Source organism: Enterobacter sp. NFIX59 (assembly GCF_900113755.1).
Taxonomy (GTDB): Bacteria; Pseudomonadota; Gammaproteobacteria; order Enterobacterales; family Enterobacteriaceae; genus Enterobacter; species Enterobacter pseudoroggenkampii.
Genome location: NZ_FOQN01000002.1, coordinates 148,124 through 159,949, shown reverse-complemented (window position 1 = coordinate 159,949; position 11,826 = coordinate 148,124). Strand labels below are relative to the sequence as shown.

At 58.7% G+C, this 11,826-nt stretch carries 9 protein-coding genes; 4 read left to right on the top strand and 5 right to left on the bottom strand.

The genetic code is table 11. The features are described from left to right. Positions 1-3: 3 nt before the first annotated feature. Entirely contained in the window at positions 4-1,428 is a 1,425-nt protein-coding gene (locus tag BM007_RS09490; RefSeq protein ID WP_090418413.1) for a 6-phospho-beta-glucosidase, read from the bottom strand. 18 nt (positions 1,429-1,446) lie between these two features. Next, positions 1,447-2,898 (bottom strand): PTS cellobiose/arbutin/salicin transporter subunit IIBC, encoded by a 1,452-nt coding sequence (gene ascF / locus BM007_RS09485; protein ID WP_090418411.1) that lies wholly within the window; start codon positions 2,896-2,898, stop codon positions 1,447-1,449. A 214-nt stretch (positions 2,899-3,112) separates the two neighbouring features. Here ascF and BM007_RS09480 point away from each other — a divergent pair, with 214 nt between their 5' ends. The 4 genes from BM007_RS09480 (at position 3,113) to BM007_RS09465 (ending at position 8,052) form a co-directional block, all read left to right on the top strand. Next, complete coding sequence (locus tag BM007_RS09480; protein ID WP_032648032.1) at positions 3,113-4,126, top strand: LacI family DNA-binding transcriptional regulator; 1,014 nt, start codon at positions 3,113-3,115, stop codon at positions 4,124-4,126. A 134-nt stretch (positions 4,127-4,260) separates the two neighbouring features. Then, complete coding sequence (gene hydN / locus BM007_RS09475; RefSeq protein WP_029739520.1) at positions 4,261-4,806, top strand: electron transport protein HydN; 546 nt, start codon at positions 4,261-4,263, stop codon at positions 4,804-4,806. 5 nt (positions 4,807-4,811) lie between these two features. Continuing rightward, positions 4,812-7,052, top strand: coding sequence for a carbamoyltransferase HypF (gene hypF / locus BM007_RS09470; protein WP_090418409.1), 2,241 nt, complete (start codon positions 4,812-4,814; stop codon positions 7,050-7,052). Next, positions 7,030-8,052: a HoxN/HupN/NixA family nickel/cobalt transporter gene (locus BM007_RS09465; protein ID WP_090418407.1), complete on the top strand. Its 1,023-nt coding sequence runs from the start codon at positions 7,030-7,032 to the stop codon at positions 8,050-8,052. The genes hypF and BM007_RS09465 overlap by 23 nt, the downstream gene beginning before the upstream one ends. Here the strand turns inward: BM007_RS09465 and BM007_RS09460 are convergent. The 3 genes from BM007_RS09460 to BM007_RS23220 form a co-directional block, all read right to left on the bottom strand. Beyond that, a complete protein-coding gene (locus BM007_RS09460; RefSeq protein ID WP_090418405.1) occupies positions 8,025-9,692 on the bottom strand; it encodes an SgrR family transcriptional regulator in 1,668 nt (555 codons plus the stop codon). The genes BM007_RS09465 and BM007_RS09460 overlap by 28 nt on opposite strands. A gap of 132 nt (positions 9,693-9,824) precedes the next feature. Beyond that, positions 9,825-11,315: an N-acetylglucosamine-specific PTS transporter subunit IIBC gene (gene nagE, locus BM007_RS09455; protein ID WP_061714563.1), complete on the bottom strand. Its 1,491-nt coding sequence runs from the start codon at positions 11,313-11,315 to the stop codon at positions 9,825-9,827. Positions 11,316-11,502: 187 nt separating this feature from the next. Further along, complete coding sequence (locus BM007_RS23220; RefSeq protein ID WP_162837374.1) at positions 11,503-11,661, bottom strand: hypothetical protein; 159 nt, start codon at positions 11,659-11,661, stop codon at positions 11,503-11,505. Between the last annotated feature and the right edge of the window lie 165 nt (positions 11,662-11,826).

The window sequence follows — 11,826 nt, the reverse complement described above, 5'->3', positions numbered from 1 at the left end:
GGGCTAGGCCAGATCCGCCCCGTTACTCGCAATCACCTTCTTATACCATCCGAACGATTTCTTGCGTTTGCGCTCCAGCGTGCCGTTTCCGGCGTCATCGCGGTCAACGTAGACAAACCCGTAGCGCTTGCTCATCTCCCCGGTTGAGGCCGAGACAAGGTCGATGCAGCCCCAGGTGGTGTAGCCCATCAGCGGCACGCCGTCCTCAATCGCGTCGCCCATCGCGCGGATGTGCTCGCGCAGATAGCTAATGCGGTAGTCGTCGTTGATCTCGCCGTTTTTATCAACGACATCTTTCGCCCCCAGGCCGTTTTCCACCAGGAACAGCGGCTTCTGGTAGCGGTCGTACATCATGTTCATGGTGATGCGCAGGCCGAGCGGGTCGATGCCCCAGCCCCATTCGCTCACCTGAATGTGCGGGTTGCGCAGAGATTTGACGATGTTCGCCGCATTGGTGTTGTTCGCGTTCATATCCGCCGAGGCGCAGCGCGAGGCGTAATAGCTGAACGAGACAAAGTCGACGGTGTTTTTCAGAAGTAGATCATCGCCCGGGGCTTTAACAATCACCACGCCTTTCTCGCGGAACACGCGGGCAGAATAGGCCGGATAGCTGCCGCGCGCCTGCACGTCGATAAAGAACAGGTTCTCGCGGTCTTTCTCCAGCGCCATCCACACGTCTTCCGGCTTGCAGGAGTACGGATAGAAGTTTCCGCCCGCCAGCATGCAGCCGACCTGGTTTTCCGGGTTCACCTCGTGAGCAATTTTAGTCGCCAGCGCGCTCGCCACCAGCTCGTGGTGCGCGGCCTGGTATTTCACCTGATCTTCATTTTCGCCTTCCTCAAACACCAGCCCCGCGCCGGAGAACGGGCTGTGCAGCATGATGTTGATTTCGTTGAAGGTCAGCCAGTATTTCACCAGCCCGTTAAATTCCTCAAAGCAGGTGCGGGCATAGCGGGCAAAGAAATCGACCATCTTACGGTTGCGCCACGAGCCGTACTCCGTCACCAGGTGCATCGGCACGTCGAAGTGGCACAGGGTCACCAGCGGCTCAATGTTGTACTTTTTGCACTCCTCGAACACCGCGCGGTAGAAGGCAATACCCTCTTTGTTCGGCAGCGGTTCGTCGCCGTTCGGGTAGAGGCGGCTCCAGGCAATCGAGGTGCGGAACACAGTAAAGCCCATCTCCGCCATCAGGGCGATGTCCTCTTTATAGCGATGGTAAAAATCAATCGCCTCGTGGCTCGGGTAGAACTCGTCGTCACGCAGCGAGAAACGCTTTTCCTTACCGAGTTTCACCGCCAGGCGATTCGCGCCGTGGGGGATCATATCGACCGTCGTCAGCCCTTTGCCGCTCTCACGGTAAGCGCCTTCACTCTGGTTGGCGGCAAGCGCGCCGCCCCATAAAAATCCTTGTGGAAACACAGACATTCTTACCTCGCTTTCAATTTATGCTTTTGCTGCGTTGTTCTGTACCGGTGCGGTCTGCAGGGCGCGCGCTTTTTCGGCGTCGTCTTCGACCGGAATATCCTCAAAGCCCAGTATCAGGGTCAGAACAAACGACAGCACGACTGCCAGACCCATCACGCCAAACACCCAGACGATGGTCATCGGGTTCGCCGGGTCGAAGAACTGTACGCTGGTAAACAGCCCCGGTGCCGCCATCGAGTGGCTGGCAAGACCGGCCATGCCCGCCACCGCGCCGCAGATAAAGCCGCTGATCAGGCTCGCGATCAGCGGACGTTTCAGACGCACCGCCACGCCGTACAGGGCCGGTTCAGAGATCCCCGCCATGATGGCGGAGGCCGCCGCCGCCAGCGCCGTCTGGCGCAGATCCGGGTTTTTGGTTTTCCACGCCACCGCCAGCGACGAACCGCCGAGCGACAGGTTGGCGCCAATTTCCGACGGCATGACCATCCCTTCTTTGCCCGTTTCGGCAATGGTCTGAATGATGGTTGGCGTAAACACGCGGTGCATCCCGGTCATGACCAGCAGCGGCCACAGCGCGCCCATGATGGCCACGGAGAGCCAGCCCAGATAGCCGTGAATGGTGTAAACCAGCGCGGAGATGGCGCTACCGATCCAGATGCCCAGCGGCCCAATCAGCACGATGGCGAGCGGGGCGGCAATCAGCACGATCAGCATCGGCTTGAGGAAGTTTTTGGTTACCGCCGGGGTGATGCGATCCACCCAGCGCTCGATGTATGACAGGCACCAGGTCATCACCAGAGCCGGGATGACGGTGTAGGTGTATTTCACCGCCGTCACCGGGATAAAGGCGAACTCAACGTGTTCGCCCTGCGCGGCTTTCGCCATCAGCTCGATAAAGCTCGGGTGCACCAGCACGCCCGCAATGGCGATGGCCAGCGACATGTTGGTTTTGAACTTCACCGCCGCCGAGGCCGCCACCATCAGCGGCAGGAAGAAGAACGCGCCGTCGCCGATGACGGTCAGAATAGTGAGCGTCGGCGCGCCTTTTGGCAGCACGCCGGTCATCTCAAGGATCATCGCCAGCAGCTTGACCATTGAGCCGCCGATGATCGCCGGGATCAGCGGGGACATGGTGCCGATCAGCGCGTCGAGGATCCCGGCGCCAATGCGACGCAGCGTCAGCTTTTGCGGGCCTTCCGGTACGGCAGGCTGCAGGCTGGTTGGCAGCAGGCTCACCACTTCGCGGTACGCCTGCGAAACGGTGTTGCCGATGATGACCTGGCACTGGTTGTCGGTGCGCACCACGCCGAGCACGCCGCTGATGCTTTTCAGGCGCGCGGTATCGGTAAGGCTTTCGTCTTTCAGAACGAAACGAAGTCGCGTCATGCAGTGGGTGACGGCGACGATGTTCTCTTTGCCACCCAGCGCGCTGACAACGTCGTTCGCCAGCGCAGCGTAATTTTTGGCCATCGGATGTGATCCTGTTATCGTTTTGAGAAATGTAGGAAACCGGTTCCACATAATCATCATGAGTTTCTTTTGATGAAACAAGATCGCTTTTTGACCATTTTTTTATTTCGTGACACCGATCACCAGCAGGAGCCAAAAGCGTGATTTCACCGCTGCGACAATTTTTCTGCAGTGCAGTACACTGCGCTCCATCAGATGCAGACGGAATAACAACATGACCACGATGCTTGAAGTGGCGAAGCGGGCAGGCGTTTCGAAAGCCACGGTGTCCCGGGTGCTGTCGGGCAATGGCTATGTCAGCCAGGAGACCAAAGATCGGGTGTTTCAGGCCATTGAAGAGAGCGGCTATCGCCCAAATTTGCTGGCGCGCAACCTGGCGACCAAACGTACCCAGACGCTGGGCCTGGTGGTGACGAACACCCTTTATCACGGCGTCTACTTTAGCGAGCTGCTGTTTCACGCCGCGCGCATGACGGAAGAGAAAGGGCGGCAGCTGATCCTCGCGGACGGCAAGCACAGCGCGGATGAAGAGCGCGAGGCGATCCAGTATTTGCTCGATATGCGCTGCGACGCGGTGATCATCTATCCGCGTTTTCTGAGCGTGGAAGAGATGGATGAGATCGTCGAGAAGTGCGAGCAGCCCATTATGGTACTCAACCGCCGCCTGCGGAAAAACAGCAGCCACAGCGTGTGGTCCGATCATAAAGCCTCCAGCCAGGACGCGGTGTCACAGCTGATTGCGAAAGGGCATCGGGAGATCGCCTTTATCACCGGCTCGCTGGATTCTCCCACCGGGGTTGAGCGTCTCTCCGGCTATAAGGACGCGCTGGCGCAGCACGGTATTCCGCTGCGCGAGGGGCTGATTGCGCAGGGGAAGTGGAACCCCGCCAGCGGCGCGGCGGCGGTGTCCGAACTGCTTGCTCGCGGTGAACGCTTTACGGCGCTGGTGGCGAGTAATGACGACATGGCAATTGGCGCCATGAAGCAGCTGCACGACAGCGGCGTAGCCGCACCGGACGCGGTGTCGGTGATCGGTTTTGACGACGTGGCCATCGCGCCTTACATTGTGCCGTCGCTTTCCAGCGTACGTATCCCGGTAACGGAGATGATCAAAGAGACCATCAGCCGCCTGATCTTCATGCTCGACGGCGGCGAGTTTAAATATCAGCAAATTTTCTCCGGCGAGCTTGTCCTGCGCGACTCGGTTATTGACGGCCCGCACCGCTGATGTCGACAGCTGTCATCGTCATAAGTGACGATGACAGCACCGCTTTTATTTTTAAAACCAAATAAAATCAATGATTTAATTATTGGCACGGTTTATGAATATCTCCGGGCATAACTGTAATGCTGGAGAAGCAGATGAACCGTTTTATTATGGCCGATGCCAGTAAGTGTATTGGTTGCCGTACCTGTGAAGTGGCGTGCGTGGTTTCCCATCAGGCGGAGCAGGACTGCGCGTCGCTTACCCCTGACACGTTTTTGCCGCGCATCCACGTCATCAAAGGCGTGAATATTTCCACCGCCGCCATCTGTCGCCAGTGCGAAGACGCACCGTGCGCCAACGTCTGCCCGAACGGGGCGATTAAACGCGAGAAAGGCTTTGTGCACGTGATGCAGGAGCGCTGCATTGGCTGCAAAACCTGCGTGGTCGCCTGCCCGTATGGCGCGATGGAGGTGGTGGTCCGTCCGGTAGTGCGCAACAGCGGTATGGGACTGAGCGTGCGCGCGGACAAAGCCGAAGCCAACAAATGTGACCTGTGCTACCACCGCGACGCCGGCCCGGCCTGTATGGAAGCCTGCCCGACGCACGCGCTGGTCTGCGTTGATCGCGACAAGCTTGAGCAGATGAGCGCCGAAAAGCGCCGTCGCGCGGCGTTCGACACCTCGTCATCGCTGCTGTTCTGAACCGTATGAGCAGCAACGGCGTTCAGCTGCGCGTGCGCGGCAAGGTGCAGGGCGTCGGGTTTCGTCCCTTCGTCTGGCAGCTGGCGCAGGCGCTTCAGTTGACCGGTGACGTCTGCAATGACGGAGAGGGCGTGCTGGTGCGCCTCGTGGGTAATGGGGGGGCCTTTACCGCGAGGCTGCATCAGGACTGCCCGCCGCTGGCACGCATTGACCGCGTGGAAGCGCAGCCGTTTACCTGGGCGCACGTACCGGAGGACTTTACCATCCGCCACAGCGCGGCCGGGACGATGGACACCCAGATTGTGCCGGATGCCGCCACCTGTCCGGCGTGTCTGGCTGAGATGTGCGACCCACTCGAACGCCGTTATCGCTATCCGTTTATCAACTGCACCCACTGCGGGCCGCGGTTTACCATTATCCGCGCCATGCCCTATGACCGTCCGGCCACGGCAATGGCGCCGTTCCCGCTCTGTGGGCCGTGTGAAGCCGAGTACCGCAATCCTGCCGACCGCCGTTTTCACGCCCAGCCGGTCGCCTGCCCGGACTGCGGGCCCGCGCTTATGTGGCGTGCGGGCGACATGACTGCTGAGCGCGAGGCTGCTCTGCGCGCAGCGGTAGCGATGCTGAAAAGCGGCGGTATAGTCGCGGTTAAAGGGTTGGGTGGCTTTCACCTCGTCTGTGACGCGCGTAACCCGCAGGCGGTCGCGACGCTTCGGTCACGCAAGCAGCGGCCCGCGAAGCCGCTGGCGGTGATGATCCCGCATGCGGATGACCTGCCGGAGACGGTTCAGGCGCTGCTATGCTCACCCGCCGCACCCATTGTGCTCACGCCAAAAGCCTGGCTGCCCGCGTTCCCGGAAGGTATCGCGCCCGGTCTGGATTCCGTGGGCATCATGCTTCCTGCGAACCCGCTGCAGCACCTTCTTATGATGGACTGCCAGCGACCGCTGGTGATGACTTCCGGCAACCTCAGCGGCAGGCCGCCTGCCATCAGTAATCAACAGGCGCTGGATGAACTGGGCAACATTGCGGACGGCTTCCTGCTGCACAATCGCGATATTCTTCAGCGGATGGACGATTCGGTGATGGATCGGGATGGCACGATGCTGCGCCGGGCGCGCGGTTTTGTGCCGGATGCCATCACGTTGCCTGCGGGATTCGAGAATATCCCCGCCATGTTGTGCACCGGTGCGGAGATGAAAAACACCTTCTGCCTGGTGCGTGGCAACCAGGCGGTGCTGAGCCAGCATTTTGGCGATCTCGGTGACGAGGGTGTCGAAGCGCAGTGGCACGGCGCGCTCTCGACGATGCAGGACATCTATGCCTTCCGTCCTGAGCGCGTGGTGTGCGACGCCCATCCGGGGTACCGTGCGCGCCAGTGGGCGCAGGCGCAGGGGCTGCCCGTTGAAACCGTGCTGCATCATCACGCCCACGCGGCGGCGTGCCTGGCCGAAAACGGCTGGCCGCGCGATGGCGGAGATGTTATCGCCCTGACGCTGGACGGGATCGGCATGGGGGAAAACGGCGCGCTGTGGGGCGGGGAGTGCCTGCGTGTCAACTATCTCGAGTGCGCGCATTTAGGTGGCTTGCCTGCCGTTGCGCTGCCGGGGGGCGATCTGGCGGCGCGGCAGCCGTGGCGCAACCTGCTCGCCCAGTGTCTGGCGTTTGTCCCTGACTGGCAGCAGTACCCGGAAACGCGCGCGGTACAGCGTCAGAACTGGCCGCTGCTGGCGAAGGCTATCCAGCGCGGCGTCAACGCGCCGCGGGCGTCGTCGTGCGGTCGCCTGTTTGATGCCGTCGCCTGCGCGCTGGGTATCGAAACCCAATCCTGGGAAGGTGAAGCGGCCTGCAGGCTGGAAGCGCTGGCGGCACAGTGCAACGGCGTCGAACACCCGGTTACGCTGTCGGTGGAAGACTTCGCGCTTTTCTGGCAGCAGTGGCTGAGCTGGCAGGCAGAGCCCTGCGAGCGCGCGTGGGCGTTTCACGACGCGCTGGCAAAAGGGCTGGCGGAGCTCGCTGCGTTCCATGCCCGGCGCTTATCGCTGTCGACAATCTGTCTCAGCGGCGGTGTGTTGCACAACCGTCTGCTGCGCGCGCGCCTGCGTCATTACCTTTCTGACTTTACGCTTCTTTTTCCTTCGCGCCTGCCCGCAGGTGACGGAGCGATCTCCTTCGGGCAGGCGGTGGTCGCCGCTGCCCGGTCATGTTTACAAAGGACTAAAAATGTTACGACTGTTACGCAATGAACCTCGCGCCGCGCTCCTGCTGCTGGCTCTGGTAATGGCAAACCTGCTGGCCTGGGGATGGGCATGGCACACCTTTAGCGGCAGCACGGCGCTGATGGCGGCAAGTCTGCTGGCGTGGTGTTACGGGCTGCGTCACGCGGTTGATGCTGACCATATTGCCGCCATTGATACCGTGACGCGTAAGCTGATGCAGCAGGGCTCGCGCCCGTCCGGCGTGGGGGCGTGGTTCTCGCTGGGGCACTCCACCATCGTGGTGCTGGCCTCCATTGCCATCGCCGCTACCGCCACGGCGTTTCAGAAAAACATGGAATGGTTCCACGAAACTGGCAGCCTGATTGGTACCGCCGTTTCCGCGACCTTCCTGCTGGCGATGGCGCTGGTGAATATGGTAATCCTGCGCGGCGTCTGGCGCAGTTTTCAGGCGCTGAAACACGGCAGGCCCGTGCAGGGCGATATCACGCTCCCTGCCCAGGGCGGCGTCATGAACTGGCTGTTTGGCAAGACCTTCCGCCTCGTCAATAAAAGCTGGCAGATGTACCTGGTCGGTTTCCTGTTTGGCCTCGGCTTTGACACGGCCACCGAGATTGGCGTGCTGGGGATCTCTGCCGCCAGTGCTTCCAGCGGGATGTCGGTGTGGTCAATTATGATCTTCCCGGCGCTCTTCGCCAGCGGCATGGCGCTGGTGGATACCCTCGATAACCTGTTGATGGTCGGTGCCTACGGCTGGGCGTTTAACAAGCCGCAGCGCAAGCTCTATTACAACATGACCATCACCGGCACCTCCGTGGTGGTGGCGCTGTTTATCGGCGGGCTGGAAGCGCTGGGTCTGCTGATGGATAAATTTGCCCTCAGCGGCGGCGTCTGGGATCTGATTGACGCGGTAAACGACAATCTGGGCAACGCCGGGTTTGTGGTGGTCGGGCTGTTCGTTGCCTGCTGGCTGATCTCCATGGTCAACTACCGCTGGCGCGGCTACGACGCGCTGGTGGTGCGATCCTGAGCAGGGGGTAGCCAGGCGCGGGTAAAATCAAGCCAGCCGCTGGCGGTCAGCACAATGTCCTGCACGTTTTCCAGGGTGTTAAGACGGTAGCGGTAGTGGAAAAGCGGCGTACAGGCGCCGCTTTCCAGCAAGGAATGAAAGAAGGAGGGCAGGTGATTATTCAGGGTCTCCTCACTTTCACAATAACCCATCAGTTTCTGCTTCTCTTCTTGCCAGGTGTCCTCGCCTAAGGCCGTGGCCCACGCAGGCTCATCAAAAAACCACGCCACCAGGGCAAAGCCTGGCAGTTCACCCGCCAGATAGTCACCCAACAAAAGATCGGCCTGATCCAGCGCGTTATGACCATGCCACTCTTCGCGATCTTTCCATTTCACCGTCACGTTGCAGCTGTGCTTTTTCAGGCGCGCGCGCAGAATATCGGCCAGTTCGCACAGTTCAGGTGTGTGGTAGCAAACCAGCGAAAGCGTGGCGGGAAGCATCGCTTCCGAAGCCTGCGGGTATTGCGGTGGTGTCAGGCCTGGCAGTATTTCCGTTTGGGTTTCTAAATCATCCCGATGGAGAAACTGTTGATGCGTAATGCTCTGAATTTCCTGACGTAGCCAGGCCGCAAGCGGCTCGGGTAACCTGGCGTTTACCATTAGCCAGGCGAATCCGCCGCTGGTGGACGTTACCGCTGCCTGCGCATTTTGTCCTTTCCCGACGGTGATCCACGCCGGCTTTTGCGCCTCCGTACGGGTTCGCCAGAACTCTATCGCATGCAGTAGCGGATGGGCAGCAAAATACCAGGGCTGGCGCTCCAGGCGCAGGTAGTGAGAATGGTGGTGCGCAATGGCAAAGGGCCCGGCACCGATGTCCGGTTGCTGTGGATGTGGCAGGCGGCATACGTGGTGCGCGAGACGATGCGCCAGCATCGCATCGGGGACGGTCAGCTGTATCTCCAGACACCAGGGGGCAATAAGCAACGCCCTGCAGACGTGAGTCAGACCGGCATTGCGTGCCGGATCGGCCAATACCTGTTGCAGCGCAATGAGGATATCTTCATCGCTGATAGCTTGCCCATTGTGCCAGTGCGCACCGCTGCGCAGGTAAAAACGCCAGCGGCGTTTGTCTTCGTTGAATTCCCAGTGATGGGCTAGATCAGGTACTGGATGCGGCTGACCGGGCATGTAGCGCGTTAATCCCGCGTGTACGGCGCAGATAATGTGCTGCTCAGCGCGACGACGCTGAAGCGCCGGATGAAGCGACGTCAGTGGACGATACCAGGGAATACGCAGGGTTGGCTGGTGCTTAAGCCACTTTCCGCCTAAAAAGGGTGTGATGATGTGATGCAGGCTGGCTGGATCGCCATCAGCCAGCTGCAGCGCGCTCTGGTAATCCCCCTTCTCCAGGCAGGCGTGCATCAGAGGGGCGCTGAGTTCGCTGGTGGTTGTCAGGCAGTGCAAGATGGCTCGATGTCCCCGTCCCGGTTGAGCATTCCAGCTTAACCATCCGCTCTGCGCCAGCTGGCGCAACAGGGTACGTGCATGACGTTCACTGCACAGCGCCACCTCGGCGACTTCAGCGATAGTCGTCGGCTTTGGCTCTGCGCCATAGTGTTGATAAAGCCGTTGATACTGACGGATTTTCTGAAGCTGGCGCATGTCGACGTACCCAGGATAAAAGGTGGATGGTGAGAGTGTAGGTTTTTTTGCGGAATAATTAAGGTCTGGATTGATAAAGTGTTCCGGTTTTGTTCCCCCTCCAGGGCGGAGAGGGAACTGGATTATGCAGCGTCAGATTTCAAGCTGTGCCCGAATCTTTAGCGCAATGCTTTCTGCCTGCGGGCCCAGAATAACCTGCGCATTCTGCGTACCCATTTTGAGAATACCTTTCGCGCCCAGCGATTTCAGCACGGGCTCATCCAGCACGCTGTTATCAACGAGCGTCAGGCGCAGGCGGGTAATGCAGGCATCGACAATCCTGAGGTTGTCTTTGCCACCCAGTGCCGCGATGTATTGCGTGATGGCTTCGCTTTGATCGTCAGAGTTACCCGCTACAGCCTCGTCGTCTTCGCGGCCCGGCGTTTTCAGCTTAAAGAAGCGGATCGCGAAGGTGAATACGACAAAGTAGATCGCGAAGAACAGCACGATCAGTGGGATCAGGATCCACGGCTTAGTAGCCAGTCCCCAGTTGAGAACGAAGTCGATAAGCCCGGCAGAGAAACCAAAACCGTGCAGTACGCCGAGGCTGTTGGTGATCACCATGCTCACGCCCGCCAGTACCGCATGCAGCGCATACAGAGCAGGGGCAAGGAACAGGAAGGAGAACTCGATGGGCTCGGTAATGCCGGTCAGGAAAGCGGTCAGAGCCACAGAAAGCAGCATCCCCCCTACGGTAGCGCGACGTGCTTTCGGTGCGGCGAAATACATCGCCAGCGCGGCACCCGGCAGGCCTCCCATAAAGATCGGGTAAGCCCAGGCCATGTAAACGCCTGCATGCGGGTCACCGGCGAAGAAGCGGTTAAGGTCGCCACGGGTCAGGTCGGTTGCAATCTGCGTGATGCTGGAACCGTCAATACCCGGTACAGCACCGCCAACCACCAGCCCTTTCACTACGTCAGGGGCCAGACAGATATTGTGTACCGCGCTGGCGGCATCGTAAGTCACTTTCAGGCAGTCGCCGAGGCTAAACCAGAAGACGGAGTGCAGAATGTAATGCAAACCGAAGGGGATTAGCGCGCGGTTCAGGACACCATAAATAAACCATCCCGGTTCGCCGCTGCGGGAGACAAACAGGCTGAAGGTATCAATACCGTGCTGCACGGAAGGCCAGACATACCCGCAAATCCAGGCGATGAACAGGCAAATAAGCCCGGTTACGATCGGCACCAGGCGTTTGCCCGCAAAGAAGGCGAGAAAGTCCGGAAGTTTGGTGTTTGAGAAACGGTTGTAGCAGTGACCCGCGACGACACCGGCAATGATCCCGGCGAAGAAGGACATGTTAATGGATGAGTTTATGACGGCCGTGGCTTTGGTAAGCACCAGGAAACCCACCGCCCCTGCGAGGGCTGCAGCACCGGCGTTGTCTTTTGCCAGACCAATGGCGATCCCTAAGGCAAACAACAAAGGTAGACTGTCAAAGATACCGCCACCGGCGCTGGCTATAAACGGAATATTAAAAACATCAGGCTGCCCAAGGCGTAATAATATCGCTGCAACGGGCAGGGTGGCGATTGGCAACATCAGGGCTTTACCCAGACGTTGCAGATAACTAAATGCGTTCATGAGAGTGGATTCCAAAAAGGACTTAATTCACGACGAAAAATAACACCTTTTATTTTAATGCGAAAGTCCCTGTAATAAAAATGTGATGCGGAATAAATTAATTTTTATTATATTTTATCAGCGAATTGTTCATGGCATAAACAATGATGAAGTAACTAATTTGTTCCGGTTTTAAACTGGTCGTGCTTCAGTTATCACGTTTACTCACCGGCATCATCAGTTCTCGCAGGCGCTCTATGCGCGCCTCCGGGCTGAGGTAGAGCCAGCGAAACAAAATATGTTCTGATTTTTTAGCCTGTTTAAAATAGGCGGAAAGGTAGTTGAGTTCTTTGCTAAAGGTGGTCATGGGATGTCTCCGGCTAATGGGTCTATTTTTAGGGTAAGCCGAAAACAGGGAATAAAACAGGCTGGTGTTTATCAGGTGTTCCGTATTTAAATATTGATGGATGTAATGGTTAAGGGATTAATGGCGGTGATTTATCTTGTTTGTATTTATGTCCTGAATAGAATT